17 protein-coding genes are annotated in these 23,437 nt (G+C 59.9%); 9 read left to right on the top strand and 8 right to left on the bottom strand.

Annotated elements, in window-relative coordinates; genetic code table 11:
- Positions 1-51: 51 nt before the first annotated feature.
- Entirely contained in the window at positions 52-1,662 is a 1,611-nt protein-coding gene (locus tag ACNPN0_RS16945; protein ID WP_448938362.1) for a sensor histidine kinase, read from the top strand.
- A 10-nt stretch (positions 1,663-1,672) separates the two neighbouring features.
- Complete coding sequence (locus ACNPN0_RS16940) at positions 1,673-2,347, top strand: response regulator (RefSeq protein WP_102598037.1); 675 nt, start codon at positions 1,673-1,675, stop codon at positions 2,345-2,347.
- 84 nt (positions 2,348-2,431) lie between these two features.
- Here ACNPN0_RS16940 and ACNPN0_RS16935 read toward each other — a convergent pair whose 3' ends face one another.
- Complete coding sequence (locus tag ACNPN0_RS16935) at positions 2,432-3,826, bottom strand: NAD(P)-binding domain-containing protein (RefSeq protein ID WP_448938361.1); 1,395 nt, start codon at positions 3,824-3,826, stop codon at positions 2,432-2,434.
- Between the two features lie 518 nt (positions 3,827-4,344).
- Positions 4,345-5,205, bottom strand: a complete 861-nt coding sequence (locus ACNPN0_RS16930; RefSeq protein WP_400342814.1) for a prephenate dehydratase — start codon at positions 5,203-5,205, stop codon at positions 4,345-4,347.
- Between the two features lie 256 nt (positions 5,206-5,461).
- Between ACNPN0_RS16930 and ACNPN0_RS16925 the strand changes: the two genes are divergently transcribed.
- Entirely contained in the window at positions 5,462-6,556 is a 1,095-nt protein-coding gene (locus ACNPN0_RS16925) for a hypothetical protein (protein ID WP_448938360.1), read from the top strand.
- Positions 6,557-6,588: 32 nt separating this feature from the next.
- On the opposite strand, the gene ACNPN0_RS16920 is transcribed toward ACNPN0_RS16925, so the two are convergent.
- The 3 genes from ACNPN0_RS16920 to ACNPN0_RS16910 are packed head-to-tail and all read right to left on the bottom strand — an operon-like array spanning position 6,589 to position 11,203.
- Complete coding sequence (locus ACNPN0_RS16920) at positions 6,589-7,596, bottom strand: NAD-dependent epimerase/dehydratase family protein (protein ID WP_448938359.1); 1,008 nt, start codon at positions 7,594-7,596, stop codon at positions 6,589-6,591.
- On the bottom strand, positions 7,593-10,184 hold the full coding sequence (locus tag ACNPN0_RS16915) for an alpha/beta fold hydrolase (RefSeq protein WP_448938377.1): 2,592 nt from the start codon (positions 10,182-10,184) through the stop codon (positions 7,593-7,595). Before ACNPN0_RS16915 ends, ACNPN0_RS16920 begins: the two co-directional genes overlap by 4 nt.
- Complete coding sequence (locus ACNPN0_RS16910; RefSeq protein ID WP_013348415.1) at positions 10,178-11,203, bottom strand: 3-oxoacyl-ACP synthase III; 1,026 nt, start codon at positions 11,201-11,203, stop codon at positions 10,178-10,180. The genes ACNPN0_RS16915 and ACNPN0_RS16910 overlap by 7 nt, the downstream gene beginning before the upstream one ends.
- A gap of 417 nt (positions 11,204-11,620) precedes the next feature.
- Here ACNPN0_RS16910 and ACNPN0_RS16905 point away from each other — a divergent pair, with 417 nt between their 5' ends.
- Entirely contained in the window at positions 11,621-12,940 is a 1,320-nt protein-coding gene (locus tag ACNPN0_RS16905; RefSeq protein WP_448938358.1) for a YjiH family protein, read from the top strand.
- 842 nt (positions 12,941-13,782) lie between these two features.
- On the top strand, positions 13,783-14,757 hold the full coding sequence (locus ACNPN0_RS16900; RefSeq protein ID WP_448938357.1) for an ADP-ribosylglycohydrolase family protein: 975 nt from the start codon (positions 13,783-13,785) through the stop codon (positions 14,755-14,757).
- 22 nt (positions 14,758-14,779) lie between these two features.
- Here ACNPN0_RS16900 and ACNPN0_RS16895 read toward each other — a convergent pair whose 3' ends face one another.
- The gene (locus tag ACNPN0_RS16895; RefSeq protein WP_166650648.1) at positions 14,780-15,091 is read right to left on the bottom strand and encodes a DUF1883 domain-containing protein; all 312 of its coding nucleotides are present in this window, start codon (positions 15,089-15,091) and stop codon (positions 14,780-14,782) included.
- Between the two features lie 473 nt (positions 15,092-15,564).
- Between ACNPN0_RS16895 and ACNPN0_RS16890 the strand changes: the two genes are divergently transcribed.
- Positions 15,565-16,167 (top strand): hypothetical protein, encoded by a 603-nt coding sequence (locus ACNPN0_RS16890; RefSeq protein WP_133832980.1) that lies wholly within the window; start codon positions 15,565-15,567, stop codon positions 16,165-16,167.
- Positions 16,168-16,262: 95 nt separating this feature from the next.
- On the opposite strand, the gene ACNPN0_RS16885 is transcribed toward ACNPN0_RS16890, so the two are convergent.
- Positions 16,263-17,306 (bottom strand): NAD(P)-dependent alcohol dehydrogenase, encoded by a 1,044-nt coding sequence (locus tag ACNPN0_RS16885; protein ID WP_133832979.1) that lies wholly within the window; start codon positions 17,304-17,306, stop codon positions 16,263-16,265.
- A gap of 558 nt (positions 17,307-17,864) precedes the next feature.
- Between ACNPN0_RS16885 and ACNPN0_RS16880 the strand changes: the two genes are divergently transcribed.
- Positions 17,865-20,096, top strand: coding sequence for a polyribonucleotide nucleotidyltransferase (locus tag ACNPN0_RS16880; RefSeq protein ID WP_133832978.1), 2,232 nt, complete (start codon positions 17,865-17,867; stop codon positions 20,094-20,096).
- A 285-nt stretch (positions 20,097-20,381) separates the two neighbouring features.
- Here the strand turns inward: ACNPN0_RS16880 and ACNPN0_RS16875 are convergent, their stop codons facing one another.
- Positions 20,382-20,942 carry a phosphorylase family protein gene (locus tag ACNPN0_RS16875; RefSeq protein ID WP_133832977.1) on the bottom strand — a complete coding sequence of 187 codons (561 nt, stop codon included), beginning with the start codon at positions 20,940-20,942 and terminating at the stop codon, positions 20,382-20,384.
- 121 nt (positions 20,943-21,063) lie between these two features.
- Between ACNPN0_RS16875 and ACNPN0_RS16870 the strand changes: the two genes are divergently transcribed.
- Entirely contained in the window at positions 21,064-21,555 is a 492-nt protein-coding gene (locus ACNPN0_RS16870; protein WP_133832976.1) for an S-ribosylhomocysteine lyase, read from the top strand.
- A 493-nt stretch (positions 21,556-22,048) separates the two neighbouring features.
- Positions 22,049-23,419 (top strand): M16 family metallopeptidase, encoded by a 1,371-nt coding sequence (locus ACNPN0_RS16865; protein WP_286134282.1) that lies wholly within the window; start codon positions 22,049-22,051, stop codon positions 23,417-23,419.
- Positions 23,420-23,437: the final 18 nt, after the last annotated feature.

The following is a 23,437-nucleotide window of genomic DNA, read 5'->3' as shown; positions in this document are numbered from 1 at the left end:
CAAGGACCTGCCGGGTGCAACGTGGATTTCTGGAATATTGGGGGCGAGGCAATGGGTGCCATGCGTTTCTGGCTCGCTAATCTGTACACGCGCCGCAAGCTGACCCTTGCAGGGCAGTACCTGATACTGCAACTGCTCATTATCGCGGTGGTGCTGGCCGGGGTCATCACGGTATCGCTGACCCAGGCCACCAATAACTTCGAAAAAATCGAGGGGCGCCGCAGCCTCTCGGCCGCCGAATCGCTGGCTGCAAACCCCCTGCTGCGCGTGCTCCTGCCCGAGGCGGAGCCGGAAATGGGTTCGGCGTTGCCTGCCATGGGCGAATCGGTGCGCAGCACCTCGGGTCTCCAATTCGTGACCATTGCCGATCCCCGGGGAACGGTCGTCACCTCCAGCTATCCGGATGAAGTCGGAACCTCGATACTGCACCCTGAATCCGCCGTCACCGAAGGCCGCGGATGGACCGGGGAAATCTGGCGCAATGGCAACCATGTATTGATTGCGCAGGTTCCGGTGCTGGATGACGAGGGGAAGATGGTCGGCATCGTCAGCGCCGGCCAAAGCTATCCCAGCACCGGTGAGATGATCCAGGAGATCGCCCCCAACGCCTTGTTCACCCTGGTCATTTCCCTGCTGCTGGGGACCGCCGGCTCAGTCTTGCTGGCCCGCCGGGTCAAGCACCAGACCCGCGGGCTTGAACCCCGGGAAATTGCAGAGCTTTTCGAGCATCGCGAAGCCCTGCTGCACGGAGTCAAAGAGGGAATCATCTCGGTGTCGCCGGATAGCCGGGTGATGCTGGCCAATGATGTCGCCATCGAGCTGCTCCAGCTTCCCAGCCACTGCGTGGGCAGGACCCTGGACGAATTGGATGTTGTTCCGCAGGTGCGCCATGCACTGACCACCAGCCAAGAGCTGCCCGACCGGCAATTCCTTGTCGGCGAGCGGGTATTGGTCTTCAACCGGATGCCGGTCAAGACCGCCAGGCGGGATTTGGGATCGGTCACCACCTTCCGCGACAAGACCGAACTGACCCTGCTGGAACAAGAACTTGGAGACAGCAAGGCCACCGCCGACATGCTCAGGGCGCAGACCCATGAATTCGCCAACCAGCTGCACGCAATTTCCGGGTTGATCCAGCTCGGGGAATACGACGAGGTCGTGGGCTTCATCGATGGCGTGAGCTTCAGCCGGAGCAAGATCTTCGAGGACGTCTCCGCATGCATCGCCGAACCCACGATTGCCGCGTTGCTGATTGCCAAGTCCAGCGTGGCCGCCGAGCGAGGGGTGCACCTGAAGATGGCGCCTAGCTCAACCTTGGGCAGGTGCGAGGACCAGCTGGCGCGGGATCTGACCACCGTGATCGGCAATCTCGTCGATAACGCGATGGACGCGGCCGCTGCGGCTGCCAATCCGGAAATCCAGGTCGGGATCGAGGAAACCAGCGAGCTGGTGCGAATCACCGTGAGGGACAATGGAGAAGGCATCGCGGAAGATGCCATGGACGAGATCTTCACCCAAGGTTTCTCCACCAAGGACAGCGCGGTTTCCGGCGGCAGGGGCTTCGGCCTTGCCATCAGCCGCCTGGTTTGCCGCCGCCGCGGTGGAGAGCTGGCCGCGGCCAATGCACAAGGTGCCCGGTTTACCGCCACGCTCAGGAAGTAGGAAGCAAGAAGTGATCAAAGTACTGGTGATCGACGATGACTTCATGGTCGCCAAGGTGCACGCTGGATTCGTCAACAGCGAACCGGGGTTCACCGTGGTCGGCGTGGCGCACTCCGCCGGTGACGCGATCAAGGCCGCCGGCGCGCTCTCGCCGGATCTCATCTTGCTCGATATCCATTTGCCGGACATGAACGGCCTGGACCTCTTGCAGCGCCTGCGCGAAGTCCAGCCGGAGCTCGATGTCCTGGTGATCAGCGCGGCGCGGGAAATGGATACCGTGCGCCGCGCGCTTCGTGGCGGCATCGTCCACTATCTGATGAAGCCCTTCTCGCGGGATGACCTGCGCGAACGGCTGGAGCACTACGCAAAGGCCTACCAGCCGCTGGGCGAAGCAGCGGACCAGGAATTGCAGCAGGCCGATGTGAACATGCTCTTCGGGCTCGGCGGACAAAAGCGCCGGCCTCTTCCCAAAGGCTGCAGCGCCGAAACCATGGAACTGGTTGAGAGCATCGTCAAGGAAGCCGCCGAACCCATCTCGGCCACTGAAACCGCGCAGAAGCTGGGCACGTCCCGGGTGAGCGCTCGCCGGTATCTGGAATACCTGGCAGAGGAAAACCTGGCTCAGGTGAACCTGCGCTACGGGGGAGTCGGCAGGCCCGAGCGCCGCTACTCATGGAGGGGCTAGCCCCGGAACTTGGGTTTTGCAGATCAGGAAGCACTGTGGCTGCGTCCAAAAGCACGCAGCCACAGTGCGCGGTTCTGCTCAGCGCTACTTTGACGTGGCCTTTTCAGTGGCGGCCAAGTCTTCCACGCTTTCGGACGGAACGGGAGCCATATAGCGTTCCAGGCTGTCGTCCAATTCGCTGAGCCACGGCGTATGGTGCGTGGCTGCCATGGTACCGGTCATGACCGAAGGATAAACCTTGTCCCGGTAGGTCATGATGTTTTTCTTCTTGTCGTTCTTCCACGCCATGAAGGTACGGGTGACCTCATCCAGATCGAACATGGGGTAATCGGTCTGCTCGATGAGATCGCGAATGTAGTCGGCCTGGAACTTCACTTCGTCTTCAGCGGTTTCAATGGCATTAAAACGCTTCAACCACGCATCGATGCTGATCCGCTGGTCGCCCGCTGCGGGGATCGAGGCCTTCCCGGTAATCAGATCACGGACGTACCATGCTTGGGCATCGAACATGTTGAAGGTGAACCACTGGTCCTGGGCGCCCAGGTAATACAGCTTGTTGTTGTTCTCGGATGCGACACCACGGTACAAGGTATCCGGATACACGTTGTTCGGCGAGTCCAGAGCCAACCCGGAGGGCAAGAACGGGTAATGGTGGAGGTAGCCGGTACAGAGGATTACCGCATCGAACTTGCGTGATACGCCATTGCTGAAATGGGCCGTGGACCCTTCGAAGCGATCGATGAGCGGAAGCTCCTCAATGCCCTGGGGCCAGTCGAAGCCCATCGGTGCGGTGCGGTAGCTGTAGGTGACCGAGCGCGCACCCATCTTGAAGGACTGGACGCCGATGTCCTCGGCAGAGTAGCTGGCGCCGATGAGCAGGATGTCCTTGCCGGCGAAGCGCTCGGCTCCACGGAAATCGTGGGCATGCATGAGCTCGCCGGGGAAAGTGCCTATTCCTGCGAATTCAGGAACGTTAGGGAAACTGAAGTGGCCGGTTCCGACCACGACATGGGTGAAGTCGCTGGACGCAGTCTTGCCGGTTTTCAGATCTTCGGTGGTGACGGTGAAGAGCTCGGTGCTTTCGTTGTAATCTACCCAGCGGACCACGGTGGCAAAGCGCACGTACTTCTTTATATCGGATTTCTCTGCGCGGCCATTGATGTAATCCCAGAGCACGGCTCGTGGCGGATAAGACGAAATCGGCCCGCCGAAATGCTCATCGAAGGTGTACTCGGCGAATTCCAGGGCTTCCTTCGGGCCATTGGACCAGAGATTGCGGTACATGCTCGAGTGCACTGGTTCGCCGTATTTGTCGATCCCGGAGCGCCAGTTGTAGTTCCACTGGCCTCCCCAATCATCCTGCTTTTCGAAGCAGACGATTTCTGGGATATCTTGCCCTGTTTTCTTGGCAGAATCGAAAGCCCGCAGCTGGGCGATGCCGCTGGGTCCTGCTCCAATGATTGCGACGCGTTGAGTCAAGCGTTCCTCTCCGGCCTGTAAGCCTTGAAAATCTCGCGCAGGCCGCAGTACCGGAATCCGGGATATTTGGCCGCGCGTTACAACAAATGTGCTCTAAACCAGTTCTCTAGCCGTGCGGACGGGAGGTGCAGATTTCTATATGAAAACCTTCCATAGGCACAGGCTATAAATCCCTATTCTACCAGCCGTCAATTATATGGATCTTGAATGCAGAGGTCAGTGGGTATTTTCGGAATGAGTCAGCCGGAAGAATAGCGTGCAATCGAATGCCAAAGAGGGTGGTCAGGAGTTGGTACAGAGCAGAAGGGAACGCTGTGGTGCAGCCCCGTTGGAACCCGGATCAGCTGCACAGCGGAATGCGGGTGCTGGAACTTTTGCGCGAGTCTGAAAAATACAGGGGCGCAACGTTGAAAACCGTGCGTAATCGTGTCGTTGAAAGGGGAGCTGTGGCAGGACTGAAGAGTCCAGTAGCTTCGTCACGGTGCCGGGACCTGTCCGGAGGAAATTAGCTCCAGGGATTAAACGAAGGACGCTACAGTATTCTGTCGGTGCTCGCTGGCCGGATAGGAGCCGAGGATCTTGATTTCCCAGGTGAAGAAGTCCAGCTCCTCCAGGGCTCGGCGTACCGGAAGATCGTCGGGGTGTCCTTCGATATCAACCATGAAAGTTGTGGCCGCGAAGCCGGAACCCACCATGTAGCTTTCCAAGCGGGTGAGGTTCACGCCGTTGGTAGCGAAACCGCCCAGGGCCTTGTACAGCGCACTAGGAACGTTGCGAGCCTGGAAGACCAATGTGGTGATCACGGATTCTGGCATGGTGGAGCGACTCGGGAGATCCTGCCGGCGTGCAAGTACAACGAAACGAGTTGTATTGGTCTGGTCATCCTCCACTCCTGTAGCCAGCGCTTCCAAGCCATAGAGTTCTGCTGCCAGAGGTGGCGCCAAGGACAGCTTGGTGGGATCATTCCAATCGCGCACCTCGCGCGCGGAACCTGCGGTATCCCCGGCAATGATCGGAGTGAGCTGATGCTCGCGAATGATCTTGCGGCACTGGCCCAGCGCATGGATGTGGCTGTGCACTTCAGTAGCGCCCGAAATGGTGCTGCCTGGCAGCCCCAGCAGATCGAATCGGATTCGCAGGTAGTGCTCGGCCACGATCTGCAGCTGCGATTCGGGCAGCAGGACGTGGATATCGGCAACGCGTCCGGCCAGCGAATTCTCGATGGGGATCATGGCCAACTCAGCTTCGCCGTTTTCCACCAGGGCGAAAGCATCCTCGAAGCTGGCGCAGGGCACGGCTTCCATATCGGGAAAAAGTTCTGTGCAAGCCATATTGGAATTGGAACCGGCTTCGCCCTGATAGGAAATCTTGTTGCGCATTGAATCAACATAACCCAGTGCCCCTTTCCTGATGAAAAACTTGTGTCAAGGTTGCGGGGACGGGGCTTCTGGACGTCGAGGGCGCGACACCTGACGATGCTTGCGCCCCTTGCCGAACGGAGCTTGGAGTGCTGATGAATTACGGCAAGGTATGCGGATCGGCGACGAATTTTCACGCGAACATAGTTCCGTTCCTCTGCTCCTGGGCCAATTGCGGTCGTTATGCTGTAGACCACAGGGCAAAGGAGCATCAACCATGGCGAGCATATTGGTTCGGCAAGATGACGGGGCATGGTTTGAACCCCAAAAAATTGGGTATGCCTTGGAATCAGAATTACAGGAGATCCTTGCGAACCACCCGGAACTGATTCCAGGCGTGAGTTCCGAAGCGAAAGCCTGTCGCGAATTCCAGTCCGAGGTCGGCCCCGCAGATATTGTCGTGGTGGATGCCGGAGGGGAAGTCACCCTCGTCGAATGCAAGTTGGCGTCTAATCCGCAGATCAGGCGTGAAATCGTTGGCCAGATGTTCGACTATGCCTCGCGTCTATGGAAGATGGACGTCGACGAATTTGCGCAGCGCTGGAGAGACCGTTCTTCCACGCCGCTTTGGGATGAATATACTGAGACGGCGACGACACTGAAAGAGTCCCTTGCGCTGAACCTGACGCAGGGAAATTTTCGAATCGTGCTAGCGGTCGATGCAATCAATGCCCAGTTGAGACTCATGGTTGAATACTTGAATATGATGGCCGGCCCAGGGACATCGATCGTTGCAGTCGAATATGCCCGGAGGCGGCATGGGGAGCTTGAACTCCTGTTGCCTCACGTATTCGGCGAAGAATTGGCCAATGCGAAATCAACACCGGAGAATCGCCAGACCACCCGGTGGGAAGCAAGCAGCATCCGCTCCTGGCTTCTTGAGAGTGACAGGCAAAGCTTGGAAGCGTTCGACGAACTGATTAATTCTGCGCTCAAGTCGGAATTGCCATTCCTAGGGTCGAGGTCAAAATACCCCGCGGGCACGATTCCCATTTTCGATTCAATGGGAACTCGGCTTGGCACCGTATCGATATTCTATTTCAGTGTGCAAGGGCTGTCCCTGGAATTCAATTTCAAGCCTCTTTCCCAGTTGCCACTCGAAGAAGCGCCTGAATCTGAGGCCAGAGAATTCTTCTTGAATGAGCTGATTGGAATCCCAGGACTGGAAGAGGTCGGAAGGAGCCTGCGGCGCAGCAGCTTTGCCAGTCGAAAGCCTAACGTTCCGCTCTCGCAGATTCCCCCGGATTCGGTGCAACGCGTCGTCAATGCGCTAAGGATTTTTACAAGCTTTGGATCGCAGCAATCCTATTGAGCTGGAGCTTTCCCTCCGGAGGAAAAGCTTGCTCACCGCCGGTAGTGCTCCGCCAGCTTCTCCAGACCCTCGTCAATGCCTACCGCAGGTTTCCAGTCCAGGACTTCATGGGTTTCGCGCTGGTCGAACCAATGCGCGGTAGACAGCTGCTCGGCCAGGAAACGGGTCATCGGCGGCTCATCATGAACCAAGTTGCGCGAACCGGCTGCCAACCACAACTTCTCGATCACCGAACCGGCCGCACGGGCCAGCCAGCCCGGAACGTTGAGCTTCGGAGCCGGGGCGCCGCCAGCCTTGCAGATGCCGGCGATCAGCTCGCCCACCGGCCGAGGTTCGCCATTGGTGACCACCAGGGCTCGCCCGTGGGCGTGGTCCATGCGTTCCAGGCCTCGGACAATCGCCGCAGCGGCATTGTCGATATAGGTGGTGTCGATCAGTGCTGCGCCCTGGTCCAGCAAGGGCAGCCGTCCGGCCTTGGCCCGCTGGATGACGCGTTCCACCAGCTGGGTATCGCCGGGTCCCCACACAACGTGCGGGCGGATGGCGGTGACGCGAAGTGCTGGCGAATCGGCGCCCAGGGCATTGAGCTCGGCCGCTGCCTTGGAGCGTGCATAGAATCCATGCGCCTTGGCCGGATCGGCCTCGCCCGCACCGGCGCCCGCCAGCGAATCGCCGAAGTGCGCCACGGAAGGGGAAGAGACGAACACGAAATCCCTGATTCCTGCGCGCTTGGACGCTTCGAGCAGATTGCTGGTTCCCGCGATATTGGTGGCGGCGAAGTCTTCCCATGCACCGGTGAAGGAGACCTTGGCTGCCAGGTGGATGACCGCGTCCATGGACTCCACGGCCGCGGCGACAGCCTGCGGATCCGTGAGCGAGCCGCGGACTTCATCAGTGGCTGATGCCGAGCTGCCGCGCTGGAAGGTGCGCACATGGTGGCCCCTGTCGCGCAATAGCTGGGCTACAGCGCCGCCGAGCATGCCGCTGGCTCCGGTGACCAGAACGCGACGGGCAGCGTCTTCATTTTTCGATGGGCTCACGGATTGCGGATCCTTCCACCTGCGAGGGTCGCGGCAGCCCAGTGGGCGAGCGCGGCCCGGTCAATCTTGGAGTTGTGCCGGATATCGGTGGGCAGGCTTGGGACTACCAGGACCGCTGCCACTTCGGTGCCGGTGGCCGCGACCGCGGTGCGAACTTGGCGGGCCAGATCGCTGGCGGCCGGACCGGATTTGCGGGCCGCGGGCACCGTTTCCATGACGACCACCGCGGCCTGGGTTCCGTCAGGTCCCACGCCGACCAGCGCGGCACGGCCAGCGCCAGCAACCGACTCGGCAGCGTGCTCGGCGGCTACCGGGGTAACAGCGCCCTTGGCGGTGCGCAGCACGTGGCCAAGGCGTCCCTCGACCCACAGGCGTCCCAGCTCATCGAAGTGCCCGACATCGCCGGTGCGATGCCAGCCGGGGATGGAGACGCTGAGCTGTTCGGTGATCCACAGCCGGTCGTAGCGGTCCTTGACGTGCGGGGCGCGGACCAGGATTTCGCCGGTGGCATTCGGGGTGTATTCCGGCTTGTCTCCGGCCACGCCCAGGGCATCAATCGGTGCGATGGCAACGGTGGCTCCGGCGACAGCGGTGCCCACGCACACGCCATTGCCCGCTCCGGCAGCGCGGATGCCGGCCAAGTCGATATCGGTGACCGGCAAGGCCTCGGTCATGCCGTACGGGGTGTGGACCCGGGCATTGGGAACCAGATCCTGCACCCTGGACAGCAGATGCTCGGGAATCGGGGCGCCGGCGGACAGCATCAGCGAGACGCCTTCCAAGGTTTCCCGCTGAGCCTGGTTCAGCACATCCTGGGTTTCCAGGACGTTAGCCAGCGCGGCGGGGGAAGCGAAGACGGTGGTTGCGTCCACTGCGAGGGCGGCATCTGCCAACGCGGCGGCAGTCAAGGTCCGCGGTGCGGTGACGTCCATGTCCGGGGTGACCGAAGTGGCACCCAAAGCAGGACCCAGCAGCGCGAACGGAGCGAAGCCTGCCACCAGCGCAGAGCCGGCCTTGAGGTTGTAGGTTTCACGCAGGGTATCGCGCATGGCGGCCAGTTCGCGATGCGTGTACACCACTCCCTTGGCCGGACCGGTGGAGCCGGAGGTGAACAGGACCGCCGCATCGGCATCCGGATCGGATGGCTCGAAAACCCGGGACCCGGAAGCGGCCTGGCTGCCGGCTTCGTAGAGCTCGGGCAGGGTATGGGCTACCCCCAGCAGCTTGCGCTTCGCAGCAGGCAGGTCTCCAGCGGCAATCCTGGTTCCCGGCCAGCCGAACAGCCGCGCACCGGTGAGCGCACGGTCGATGCCAATCAGGTAGCTCGGGCCAGCACCCTTGATGGCTCGTCCCATGCCCTTGGTGCCAAGGCCGGCATCGGCCACCACAATGACCGCCCCCAGACGCAGGCAGGCGTAGATCAGGGTGGTCAGTTCAATTCCCGGTGGAACCAGCAGGTTCACCCGGTCGCCGGGCTCCACTCCGATCTGCCGCAACCCTGCGGCCAGGGCATTCACGCGCTGGCCGAGTTCGGCCCAGGACAGCGATCGCGCAGGATTGATGTCCACCACCGCGGCCGATTGGTCCTCGGTGCGCGAATCGAGTTCGGCAAGCATCGGACAGTATTCGCCCAGGGATTGGGCACGCGAGGTGTTCTTGGAACTCTTCTCGCCGGCAAGCCACTGGAAGATCGGGGTGGCAATATCATTGTCTTCGCCCACCAAATGGCTGGAGCCTTCAAAACGGTGAACCTGGGCGTGGGGCAGGCGCGACATCAAATCGCGCAGGTAGCGGTCGGAGAAGACCGGGTCCTTGGGTCCCCAGAGCATCAGGGCCGGGACCTTCAAGGAGCGCACTGCTTCCGAGATCTCGTCCAAGGCCGGACGGCTTGGGTGATCCTGGGAGAACGGGATATCGGCGACAAAGTTGGCTACGCCCTCGCGCTTTTCAGCGTTGGTGTACGGGGCCATGAAGGCCTTGCGGATATCCGGGGCCAAGGCCGGCTGCGCCAGCGCGTGGGTTACCTGCAAGAAGGCAGGGGAAGTCTTGGTGCCCCAACCGTGCACCGCGGGATGGGACGCGAGTTTCAGCGCGGCGGGAAGCTCGAAGCCTGCAGGGTGGATTGCGGTGTTGGTCAACACCACGTTCTCCAGCTGGTCCGGGTGGGAAACGGCCCAGCTCAGGGAGATGATGCCGCCCCAGTCATGGCCCACGGTGGTGATTTTGCCGGTTAGCCCCAGCGCGCCAGTCAGATCGCCGAGATCGTTGACGCGGTCGGCCAGGCGGCGGAACTTGCCGCTGCGCTCGGAGAAGCCCATGTCCAGCTGGTCCACTGCCACCACTCGCCACGGCAGCCCGTGCTCGGACACGTGGTTCAGCAGGCTGCGCCAGAGGTAGGACCAGGTGGGGTTGCCGTGCACGCAGAGCAAGGTGCCGGCCGGCTCAATTCCGCGTTGCTGCAGTTCTTCGTTGTTATCCAGGACGTGCCACCGGTGCCTAGTGCCCGGGGAGTCCACCTGCGAAGTGGACGGTACTTCCAGATACTTCGAATAAATGGCATCTACACCGGGGAAAAGCTCGGTCACCAGGCAATCTCCATCATCGCGGTGTTCAGGCCGGAACCGACGCCCATGCACAGCACCCGGTCGCCCTTCTTCAGCGAGTCGGCTTCTTGGGACAGGGTCATGGGCAGGGAAGCGGGTCCGACATTGCCCCACTTGGAGAAGGTGATTGGCACGCGGTCCTTGACCAGGCCGACGGCCTTGATAATGGCATTGGTGTAGGACTTGGAAACCTGATGGGTCACGTAGCGGTCCATGGACTTCCAGTTCCATCCGGATTGGTGGGCTTCATCCCAGGCATCCACGACCAGTTCGAGGCCGTTATCCAGCAAGCCCTTCGTGTCCGTGTACATGCCCGAGGGTCCGCCGACACACAGCTCGTGGTGCTCGGTGCCGGCACGGGATACGCCGCCGACGATGCGGTGCGCTTCCGGGTGCGCATCCGCGGGGCCAATGACCGCAGCGGCGGCGCCGGAACCCAGGGTCAGCGTGGCGAATTCACGCATGTAGTCATCGCGCGTCGAAGTTTCAGCGTTCAGCCGCTGGAAAGTGGTTTCCTGGGTTGGCTTGGCGTCTTCGCCCGCAACAATCAGGGCGTACTTGATCTGGCCGGAGTCGATCATGTTCGCTGCCAGGCTCATGCCGTTGACGAAGCCGAGGCAGGCGTTGGCCACGTCGAAATTCATGGCGGAGGATGGCAAGCCCAAGCCGTTGTGCACCTTGGAGGCCACCGACGGCTCCAAGTTGCGGCGGGTGACCGAAGTGTTGATCAGCAGGCCGATTTCGCTGGCATCGACACCGGCCTGGGCCAGCGCCTTCTTGCCGGCAAGAATTGCAGCGTCGTCGAATTCAACGCCATCGGACCACCAGCGGCGTTCCTTGACCCCGGAAACTCGTTCCAGAAGCTTCTTGGACAGGCGAAGGCGTTTCAGGCTAGGAGCAAGGCGCTCGTCGAATTCTGCAGAGCTCACCACCTCGGGTGCGAGGACGCTGTTCACTGATAAAAGCGCAACGTTGTGGTGCTTAAAGGTGGCATTGCCGTTCAAAATGGTGCCTTCGTTTCTGCTGGACTATCTATGTGCTGCGTGCTGCATTGAAACGTCGTGGCCGATGGGTGTGCGCCATCGGTTGCGTATGTGTTCTCCCTAGGTTATTCCCTGCATGACGCCAAGACCTATTTGAGCGCGTGTTTTCAGCCGAAAGCTGGAATTAGTACCTATGCAGACTATATCGATCCTACAGACTAGTCCTATGAGAATCATGGCAAGTGGGGGCGATCGTTCTGTGGGCCTGCTTCCATCTGCGCAGCCACAGGAAGCGCGCAGTAACAATCATCTGCGCGAAGTCTGAAACTCCGGACAATAAAAGCGATCCCGGTCACATTGCTGGACCACGGTCGCGTTATATGGATATCGCATCAAATCACGCTAATGCCCTCGCCCTCATCGACAAGGCGGTATCCAATGACAACTTCAAGCGTTGAAGCGCAAAGCACGTTTCCGGTCGTTCTGCGATTCGTGATCTATAGCCTTACCGGTATCTTGTTCTTCTTCCTCCCCATCACCATCAACGGCAAGAGCACCATCCCGCTGGATCACTTGGTGACGTGGATTCAAACTGCCGCGGCACCGGTCGTTCCGTACATTATCTTGCTGATGCTCATCTGCGGGACAGTTATTCCCTTCATTACCGGAGGATGGAAGGCATCCAAGGTACGTGGCATATTCGCATTCCTGAACATCTTCGGGCTGGCTGTCGGCTGCTCGCTGCTCTTCAACTTTGCCCCGGCATGGCTCAGCGATCCGGACATGGGTCCTTTTCTGCTGGACAAATTGGTCATTCCCGTTGGCTTGATCGTTCCAGTAGGTGCCATCTTCTTGGCCTTGCTAGTTGGCTACGGGCTGATGGAGTTCCTTGGTGTCTTCTGCCAACCAGTCATGCGTCCAATTTGGCGCACCCCGGGACGTTCGGCCGTGGATGCCGTGGCTTCCTTCGTGGGAAGCTACTCGCTGGGTCTGCTGATCACCGACCGCATGTACCGTGGCGGCCGCTATACGGGTCGCGAAGCTGCCATCATCGCTACCGGTTTTTCCACGGTGTCAGCCAGCTTCATGGTTATTGTTGCCAAGGCACTGGACCTGATGGACCACTGGAGCCTGTACTTCTGGCTGTCGCTGGTCGTCACCTTCGCGGTAACCGCCATTTCGGTGCGCATTCCGCCTCTGAGCCGGATTCCAGACACGACATACCTGGGCATGGAACATGACAAGGAAAAACTGGTCACGGGCAATCGTGCACGCGTTGCCTGGAGCGAAGCCATGGGAGCCTCGCGGCGAGCGCCATCGCTGCTCAAGAATGTCGGCGCCAACGTATGGGATGGGCTGAAAATGGCCATGGCAATTTTGCCGTCCATTCTCTCTGTCGGATTGCTCGGACTGGTGGTTGCCCGCTTCACTCCAGTTTTCGACTGGCTAGGCTACCTGTTTGTCCCATTTGCCTGGATCGTCGGGCTGGATGACCCGTTGCTGGCTGGCAAGGCTTCGGCTACCGGAATTGCTGAAATGTTCCTTCCAGCAACCCTCATTGCGGGACACGAATCCATCGAGCTGCGCATGGTGATCGCCATCGTTTGCGTCTCTGCAATCATCTTCTTTTCAGCATTGGTGCCATGCGTCCTGGCGACGCAGATTCCGCTGAACATCCCGCAGATGGTAGCTATCTGGTTCGTGCGCGTTGTCCTGACCATCCTCATCGCGACACCAATCGTGCGCATGCTGCTGTAGGCCGGCTGCGCTGGCGCACGGCAGCTTGCGAAACCAATGGGGAGATCGGGGCGATGGGGGGGGGAGCCGTTGAACCGAGTGATGCTTTCCGATTCGACGCGACCACGCCATGTCGCGGCTTTGCGATTCCTGAATGCCGTTGCAAGGCGGAGACGATCCGTCGTTGAATGGTCGAACCGATACGACGGAAAGCAGGTTCCAATGAATCACTTACACGAATCAGGTGCTCCGATGCAGGGTGATCCGAGTATTCCCGACCAGCCAGAACCGCCAGCGCAACCGCCGACACCAGATGCTCCGCCAAGCCCGGCGCAGCCGGACGTACCACCAAGCCCTTCGCATCCGGATGGGCCGATCCCGCCCCCGGGCCCGCAGGATCCCACGGAGCCGGCGCCGGGGCACCCAACTGACCCCACGACTCCGCCACCGCCTGCATTCGCCTAGGCGCAACGACCGAGGCTGGCGACATCCAATGCCCTGCAGGAACCTGGTTCCTGCAGGGCATTGGCCATAACTGCAAGAAGTTGGGTCAAACGCCTATCGACTTCAAGGAGATCTTCCTCCGCTCGGCTATGCCCGTGAGCGCGCGTGCAGCAAGCCGGGACAGCGACGAAGCCAACCGGGTGAGCTATTACCGAAGTCGGGATCGCAGGTAGAAGCGGAACAGTTATCGTGACCGCATCAATGTCCTCGTTCGCTATTCCGGCCGACGACGCAAGGGCGCAAATCAACCGTGAGAACGCTACCGGGGCCACTCAGGTAGTCCTACTGTCGGGGCGCATCAGTACAGTGGATCCAAGCAGTATTACTCTGCATTGGCGACCACCCTGTGAAAGGCGCAAATGGCACATTCAGTACAGGTGAAAGATCGAATTTGCGGGGTCCTGACCGGGATGGCTGCCGGAGATGCCCTGGGCGCGGGCTACGAATTCAACGCACCGTTGCCCGAATCCGCCAAAATCTCCATGATTGGTGGCGGGTTGGGCGATTTTGCGCGCGGGGAGTGGACCGACGACACCTCAATGGCCATAGTCGTTGCCCAGGGCCTGCTGGATTCCAACGGCAAGCTTGATGGTGACGCGAGCAACTACATGGTTCGGGAATGGGCTAAATGGGCCACGAACGCACCGGACGTCGGCAACCAGACGCGGGCAGTCCTTGCCCACGCCCAGCATGTTGCGTCTGCTGACGGAAGAGCCGAGCCGACCGCTGATGATGCGCTAGCTGGTTCTGAACAGATTCACCGGAGAACTGGCCGCTCCGGCGGGAACGGCAGTCTCATGCGCACAGCGCCCGTGGCGCTGGCTTATCTGTCTGAACCGCCTGCTGCCGCATTCGAAGCTGCGGCAGCTATCAGCAAGCTGACCCATTTTGATGATGAAGCCGCTGAGGCCTGCGGGCTTTGGACAGTAGCCATTCACCACGCTGTGCTCACCGGCGAACTAGATATTCGCAGTGGTCTTGCGATGCTTGAACCAGAACGCGCACAAGCATGGGAGCAGCGCATCCACCAGGCCGAAAACCATCGACCTCGGGACTTCACAAATAACGGTTGGGTCGTTGAAGCATTCCAAGGTGCTTGGAGCGCGATCGCCACCGCCGAACCGGAAGACGGGAACGCTCGCTTGGTTCCGGTGCTGGAAGCGGCTGTTCGCGGAGGCGTGGATACCGACACCGTGGCAGCCATCGCCGGATCGCTCATTGGCGCAGCTTCAGGGTTCTCGAGTGTTCCGGCGCAGTGGGTGGATATGGTCCACGGTTGGCCCGGAATGAGGATGCAACAGCTTGTCGATATTTCGAGTGAGCTCGCGGGCTAAGTTCTCCTGCGGGATCTTGCTTCTAGTCCCGGGCTGGTCGTCGAGCTTCCAGCTTCTGTGGCAGCACGATGCTGACTTCGTGGCGCACCCCACGCGCACCGAGGCCAGTCAGATCAATCGCTAGAAACCAGGGTCCGGAATGGGGCACCTTGATTCGGTATGGAGCACGGCGTGCCAGTCCACCGTATGCTTCGAATTCTTCTCCGTCCTGGAATGCCGCGAAATTTTCCGGATCCATCAACCGCAGATGAGCCGGTCCACTGAGAGTCACTACCAAGATGCTTCCCCGCTCAATGAAATCCCAATAATGTTCAGCAAAATTAGGCTCCGCCAATGCCAGCCTCCTCGATCCCAGGTGATCCGCCGAGCAACGGACCCAGACCCATTAACTCAAATTCAGGCCAGTGTCGCCAACGCACCCAAGGCAAGAGCACTGTACCGGTTCGGGCATTTGCAACGGCAAAGCTGCAGGAGTCTGGAGAACGGGGTCTTCTGGTCTTTGGGGTGCGTCGCGTTGCCACCTCAACCGATGCCAGATCCGCGATCGCAAGAGGGTTAGTGACAATTACCATTCGAGCTGCCGGCAGGTGGCATGAGCCGATCGCTGCATTGGACGAGCCGGAAGCCATCGGCTATTGGGTCCCGGATACCGGGGCAAGGAAGCAATATGACGACTCGAACGATTCGATCTCAACCGGATTGACGTGCTAGGCGGCAATTAATCCGCTGCTCGCGATAGCGTACCTAAGTGGGATGAAGTAACGCACAACTTGGGTCATGGCGGCCCAGAGCAATGAGGCAAAGTTCATGGATTTACTGACGGGCATTGGCCTGGAACAACTGCGAATGTGGATTTGGATTCTGGTGATTGGTTTTGCCGTGGCGGCGGGGCTATGGCGGCGGCACCAGCTAGTGGCGGTCGCCCTGGCCTCGGTGCTCTTATTCGCCGCTGCCAGCGCCGGTGCCGGGATCTATATCCTGAAGCGGCCAGGTGATCCGCGATGGACCATGGGCGAGCCTCCGGTGAATGCCCCTGATCTTTCCGGAATACCAGTTGTGGGCAAGCAACTGGCTCCCGTGGAATCTGCATTGGAATCGATTGCCGGGGGAGTGAATTCCTTCTGGGAATTCAATCAGGCCCTGCCGGTGGCCCTCGACTTCTTTGAACGCAGCGGCTGGGCCCTGCTCGCGGCCATTCCGCTGATCATCGCCATGATGATCAAGACTTTCAGGGCTGCCAGCCGCCGCAGGCAGGAACTGAAGAACCTCAGTGGTGCCGTGGCGCAACTCCAATCCGAGCTTGCCGCGATCAAGGGGAATTTGTCTGAGCAGGGCACTGCGGCCGAGGCTCCAGAACAGGGCAGCCAACGGGAGAACGCAGGCACTCGTAGATCGCGCCGGGGCGAATGAACGTTAATTAGCCAGACGCGAAACGGCGCCGGATCTGTCCTGCACTGCTGGACAAGACCGGCACCGTTCTCTGCGACCCGAGTGAGCTGGGGTAACTAGGCCAACGTCGCGGTATCGATTACGAAGCGGTAGCGGACATCGGATGCCAGCACGCGCTCGTAAGCCTCATTGATCTGCGTGGCACCGATGACCTCGATCTCTGCGCCAATGCCATGCTGGGCACAGAAATCCAGCATCTCCTGGGTTTCCTCGATGCCGCCGATCTGCGAACCTGCGAAGGAACGGCGTCCCCCGATCAGTGCGAAGGCATTGACAGGCAACGGTTCTGCCGGAGCACCAACGTTGACCATGGTGCCGTTCACGCGCAGCAGTCCGAGGTAGGCACTGACGTCGATGGAAGCGCTGACGGTGTTGATGATCAGGTCGAACTTCTTCTGCAGATCCTTGAAGGTGTTCTCATCGCTGGTGGCCCGGTAGTCGGTTGCGCCCAGCTTCAGTCCATCATCCTTCTTCTTCAGCGACTGCGACAGAACGGTGACCTCAGCGCCCATGGCACTGGCGATCTTGACCGCCATGTGGCCCAGGCCGCCGAGTCCCACGACGGCAATCTTCTTGCCCGGCCCTGCACCCCAGTGCCTCAGCGGGGAGAAGGTGGTGATGCCGGCGCAAAGCAGGGGCGCGGCAACATCCAGATCGATGCCTTCAGGAATGTTCAGGGCGAAGTTCTCGGTAACCACGACATGCGTGGCGTAGCCACCTTGGGTCATGCTGCCATCACGGTCACGAGCACCGTAGGTACCAACACTCTGCTCGCAGAATTGCTGGTCTCCGGCAAGGCAGTTCTCGCATTCCATGCAGGAATTGACCATGCAGCCCACGCCAACGCGGTCGCCCACCTTGTGCTTGGTTACCTCTGGCCCGACTTCGGCAACGATGCCGGCAATTTCGTGGCCCGGGACCAGCGGATAGTTCTGGTTTCCCCATTCTCCGCGCACCGTGTGGATGTCGGAGTGGCAGATGCCGGAGAACTTGATATCAATCAAGACATCGTGCGGACCTACTGCACGACGTTCAATCTGCGTCGGAATGAGTCCATCAGTCGCAGAGTGCGCTGCGTATGCATTGACCATAGTTGCCATCAGGTTTTTCCTTTGTCTTGCGGGTTGCGACTGGAAATGTTCTGGACTGCGGCGATTGCCGCGGCCCGTCAGGGCAAAGCCCATGGAGAACAACAATCGACAGGCTATGAATAATCCCGGCTGGAGAAAATTTCCTTCCGCAGGTTTCCCTGCCTAAATGAGGATCAACGCGCACCGTGCTGGTTGCGCCCGGGGATCGCCAGGGCAGCAGCGCCGCATGATCTTCGCTGGTTGCCCAGGTTGCAAGGCCGCTCTCAAACGATGAATGGCAGCGACGCAAGTGGCTGGCACGCGCCTATCGCCCAAGAACTGCGTCTTTTGCCAATTCCCGGTAGGCTAGTACCTGGGTCTGCATGTTCTATGCGGGCCCCGAAAGAAAATAACTCCCAGGGCTGACTGACCGTTGGTCCCGACCGCCAGTTTCGCGGTCCTCGGTAGTGACTTTCGCTAGGGCAAATATGCGCCCCAGCGCGGGTCTCGATCGAAGACCAGATCTGGGTAGGGCCACACGGTTCGCTCATCCACCACGTGGGAGCGATCGAAAGGAGCACCCCCTTAATGGAGGGTCCAGAAATCCAATTCGCCGAAGCACAGATCGACAACGGTCGCTACGGCACCCGCACCATTCGCTTCGAAACCGGCCGCATTGCCAAGCAGGCTGCAGGTTCGGCAATGGTCTACATCGATGACGAGACCGCACTGCTCTCGGCAACTACCGCTGGCAAGCACCCACGCGAAGGCTTCGACTTCTTCCCACTGACCGTGGACGTTGAAGAGCGCATGTACGCAGCCGGCCGCATCCCAGGCAGCTTCTTCCGCCGCGAAGGCCGCCCGTCGACCGAAGCCATCCTGGCTTGCCGCCTGATGGACCGCCCACTGCGCCCAGCCTTCGTCAAGGGCCTGCGCAACGAGGTCCAGGTTGTCGTCACCGTGCTGTCCATCGAGCCAGATGAGCTGTACGACGTCGTAGCGATCAACGCTTCGTCGATGTCCACCCAGCTTTCGGGCCTGCCATTCTCCGGCCCAATCGGCGGCGTTCGCGTTGCACTGGTTGATGACGGAAACGGCGCACAGTGGGTTGCCTTCCCACGCCACTCCGAGCTGAAGAACGCTGTCTTCAACATGGTTGTTGCCGGCCGTATCGCTGGCGACGACGTTGCCATCATGATGGTGGAAGCTGAAGCTACCGACAACGCTTGGGAACTGATCAAGGAACGCGGCGTCCAGGCTCCAACCGAAGAGGTTGTCGCTGAAGGCCTTGAGGCTGCGAAGCCATTCATCAAGGTCCTGTGCGAGGCCCAGGCCGACCTGGCTGCTCGCGCTGCCAAGGAAACCGTTGAATTCCCGGTCTTCCGCGATTACGAAGAAGATGCCTTCACCGCTGTCGAGGCTGCTGCTTCGACCCGCTTGACGGAGATCTACACCATCGCTGACAAGCAGGAGCGCGACAACGCTGCCAGCGCATACAAGGAAGAGATCGTTGCATCGCTGGCTGGCGAAGGCAACGCTTTCGCAGGCCGCGAGGGTGAAATCTCCAAGGCATTCGGCGCTGTTACCAAGCACATCGTGCGCCAGCGCATCCTGACCGACCAGATCCGCATCGACGGCCGCGGCCTTGCTGACATCCGCCAGCTCTCGGCCGAGGTCGAGGTTCTGCCTCGCGTTCACGGTTCGGCAATCTTCGAGCGTGGCGAAACCCAGATCATGGGCGTCACCACCTTGAACATGCTGAAGATGGAACAGCAGATCGACTCGCTGTCGCCGGTGAAGACCAAGCGCTACATGCACAACTACAACTTCCCTCCATACTCGACCGGTGAAACCGGCCGTGTTGGTTCGCCTAAGCGCCGCGAAATCGGCCACGGCGCACTTGCTGAGCGCGCACTGGTTCCAGTGCTGCCTAGCCGCGAGGAATTCCCATACGCAATCCGCCAGGTCTCCGAGGCTTTGGGCTCCAACGGCTCGACCTCCATGGGCTCGGTTTGCGCATCGACCCTGTCGCTGCTGAACGCTGGCGTGCCACTGAAGGCTGCCGTTGCAGGCATCGCCATGGGCCTGGTTTCGGACACCGTAGACGGCGAAACCCGTTACGCTGCCCTGACCGATATCCTCGGTGCCGAAGATGCCATGGGCGACATGGACTTCAAGGTTGCAGGTACCTCCGAGTTTGTTACCGCGATCCAGCTGGACACCAAGCTGGATGGTATTCCGGCATCGGTTCTGGCCGCCGCACTGACCCAGGCTCGCGAAGCACGCCTGCACATCCTGAACGTTCTGAACCAGGCTATCGACGCTCCGGATGAACTGAACGTCAACGCTCCACGAATCATCTCCGTGAAGATTCCAGTGGACAAGATCGGCGAGGTCATCGGCCCTAAGGGCAAGATGATCAACCAGATCCAGGAAGACACCGGCGCTGACATCTCGATCGAAGATGACGGCACCGTGCTGATCGGCGCAACCAACGGCGAGTCCGCTGAAGCTGCCCGCTCGGCCATCAACGCTATTGCCAACCCTCAGGTTCCTGAGGTCGGCGAGCGTTACCTGGGTACCGTCGTGAAGCTGACCACCTTCGGTGCGTTCGTTTCGCTGACCCCGGGCAAGGACGGCCTGCTGCACATCTCCGAGCTGCGCAAGATCAACGATGGCAAGCGTGTCGAGGACGTCGAAGACGTCGTCGGCGTTGGCCAGAAGCTGCAGGTGGAGATCACCAAGATTGATGACCGCGGCAAGCTGTCGCTGGCTCCAGTCGTCGAGGAAGAAGCTGAAGAAGCAGTTGCTGCTGAGTAGTCTTTAGATTCTTGCTGAAAACCCCGATTCGCTTGGCGAATCGGGGTTTTTGCTTATTCTTGCCCGGGAGCTGGTTCCTGCCAAAGTCTTTGGCGGTCCTGGATGGAGGCAAGGCCTGATGACACAGCCCATTGGACTCTCGCAGATCTTCTTCATATTCCAAAGCGCGTGCCGCTTGGCGGAGAGAACCTATCGCGGGGGCTCACGCTTCCGATTCAAGAATCATCGGGAGTGCCTCGCGAGAAATTGTGCGCAAGGCATTTCCACTGCGCCACGCTGCCCTGCCTAGCTAAGGTGCTTGTCGTAGAACTCGCGCAGCTGGACGCTCTTCTGCTTGGCGATGTCATCCCATTCGTCGATCGACGCCGAATCATCCGCGTAATCGGAAGGGATCTTGAAGATCTGCAGCGGCACGTTGAAGCGCTGGCAAATGCTTGCGTAGGCGTAGCCCTCCATATCGACCAACGAGGCGCCCAAGGAGTTGATGTGGATACGCTGCTCGTCATTCGAGACGAACACATCGCCGGTAGCCATGGTGACCTGGAAATCAGGAAGCAGGATTGGACCGGTAGGGTCCGCATCTGCCGAGGGCAGCGGGAAATCATGCTGGATCAGTTTGGTGATCTGGTAAATGGTGTCCAAGCTCGGACGGTCTTCGCCGGCATGGCCAACAACGCCAGCGGTGCCAAGCACGACGACGTTTTTGATGTTGCCTTCAGCAAGCGCGCCAGCCAAGGCTACCGACGCATTGACCTTGCCAACACCGGAAATCAGGTGCTCGACATCTGCAAAGGCTACGGCTTCGTCTGCATGCGCAAAGACGAGCAAGGACTTCTGGTCCGACATGAACTTCCCCTCTAAAGAAATCAGTTCGGGGATTGGTGCCCCGAACGTCCTAAGAAGTCTATCGGTTACCTCCCGCGATATGCTCTCGATTCGCCAGACGGTGAGCAGATAGACTTTGCATATGAGTGATATTGAACTTGCTGAAGTTGAAAGCTTTGCACTGGACCACACCAAGGTCAAGGCTCCGTATGTGCGCAAGATCGGGGTTGAGCACGGTCCCAAGGGAGACGCCCTCTCCAACTACGACATCCGATTAGTACAGCCAAACCACGGTGAGATTCCCACGGCAGGTTTGCACACCATCGAGCACACCATGGCTGGCCTGCTGCGTACCCGCATCGATGGCCTGATCGATTTCTCGCCATTTGGCTGCCGCACCGGCTTCCACATGATCTTGTGGGGCGAGCCAACCCCAGAGGTCGTCGCCGCAGCCATCAAGAGTTCGCTGGAAGATATCGCGCAGAAGGTTACCTGGGAAGACGTACCCGGAACCGAAGCCGTCAGCTGTGGCAACTACCGCGACCATTCCCTGCACTCGGCTCGCGAGTGGGCCAAGGTCGTCCTGGAGCAGGGCATCAGCCTTGATGCATTCGATCGTTCCAAGCTTGCCTAGGCTATAGCTTGAGATCTGAAAATCCCGCGTGTTCCATTTGGAACGTGCGGGATTTTCTTTCTTAGCCGTCCCTTCGCCAAGTGGAAACGCTGGCCGTCAAAACGCAGATTCGCAGCGTCCCGTCGGCAGCAAGGACGCTATGCGCAAAATTAGCTTCTTGGCCGCGGCACTAGACGCCAGGACACTAGCTATCAGCGGATGCGTGAATTTTGATGCAGAGAGCACTGTTTATCTTGCCGGCGCATCTAGCGACCCGGAGCTGCAGACCCCAGCGCGCGCTGACGCAGAGCAGCGCGGATATCTTGACGCAACGTAGTCCGCTGAACTAGCTGGAGCGTATTTGCGCAGGCCCGATCCGATCGCCTATTTTCCTAGAATGTGATGGCTCCGTCACCACTGGGCTATTGCTTTCAAACCGCGGTTCTATGGGAGAATGAAAGACAGTGTACTTAGCTTGAAATGGCTATTCTCGACGACTTAAGGACGTATATTCGTGGCCATGATTCCATTGCCGTTGCATTCGGTGGAGACCGCGCAGTTTTCTCCGATTGACCCGGCGGACCCGACGTTGGTCCACCGAGGCGAAGGCGGCTCTGAAGTCCGGCGCAGCATCCTGCCCGGTGGCGTACGAGTCCTGACAGAAGCGATGCCCGGACAGCGGTCCACCACAGTGGGCTTCTGGGTACCGGTCGGTTCCCGCGACGAGGAATCAGGGCACTTCGGCTCCACGCACTTCCTGGAGCACCTGCTGTTCAAGGGCACTGCCAAGCGCACTGCCTTGGAAATCGCCCAGTCCTTCGATGCCGTGGGCGGCGAATCAAACGCAGCCACCGCCAAGGAATCGACCTGCTATTACGCCCGCGTCCTGGACACGGAGCTGCCAATGGCCCTTGAGGTCATCGCCGACATGGTCACCTCGGCAGTTATCGACCCGCAGGAACTGGAGCAGGAACGCGGGGTGATCATCGAGGAGCTGGCCATGGATGCAGATGACGCGATGGATGTCGCCCACGAGCGGTTCGTTGCCAATGTCTTGGGCGATCACCCATTGGGGCGTCCCATTGGAGGAACTCCTGAAGAGATCATGGAGATCTCCCGCGAGGCAGTCATGGAGCACTATCGTGCGCACTACCGCCCAAGCGAGTTGATTGTTACTGCCGCCGGATCCCTGGAGCACGACAAGCTGTGCGAGCTGCTTCTCAAGGCGCTGACCGAAGCAGGCTGGGAACTGGACCCGATGGCTGTGCCAGAACCACGCCGCATGGGTGAACCAGCGCAGATCACTTCGAAGGCCGGGCTGGAAGTAATCAACCGTCCGGGCGAGCAAGCCAACATCATCATGGGATGCTCCGGCATCACCGGCCATGATGACCGCCGTCAGGTTCTCGCAGTGCTGAACGCTGTTCTCGGCGGCGGCATGAGCTCAAGGTTGTTCCAGGAAATTCGCGAGAAGCGTGGACTGGTGTACTCGACCTACTCCTTCTCCGCCGCCTACACCGATGCCGGCTACTTTGGCATGTACGCGGGCTGCGCCCCGGCTAAAGCCGCTCAGGTTATCGGGCTGCTGGGGGCCGAGCTTGATCGGTTGGCCAAGGACGGCATCACCGAAACTGAATTGGCGCAGGCCAAGGGCCAGCTATCTGGTGGAACGGTGCTAGCTCTGGAGGATCCAGGAAGCCGCATGTCCCGTTTGGGCCGGGCAGAAATGATTACCGGAGAATTCCAGGACATCGACGAAGCACTGTCTCGCGTCAATGCCGTCACGGCCCAGGAAGTTCAGGATCTGGCCCAGGAACTGGCCTCCAAGGATCGAGTGATCACCGTGGTGGGACCGTTTGAAAGTGAAGCCGACTTGGGCCTCTAGAGCTGGGTGCCGTGGGGC

It is taken from the genome of Glutamicibacter sp. AGC84 (genome assembly GCF_053543575.1).
The sequence above is the reverse complement of the archived record's forward strand: the minus strand, read 5'-3'. Positions and strand labels throughout refer to the sequence as shown.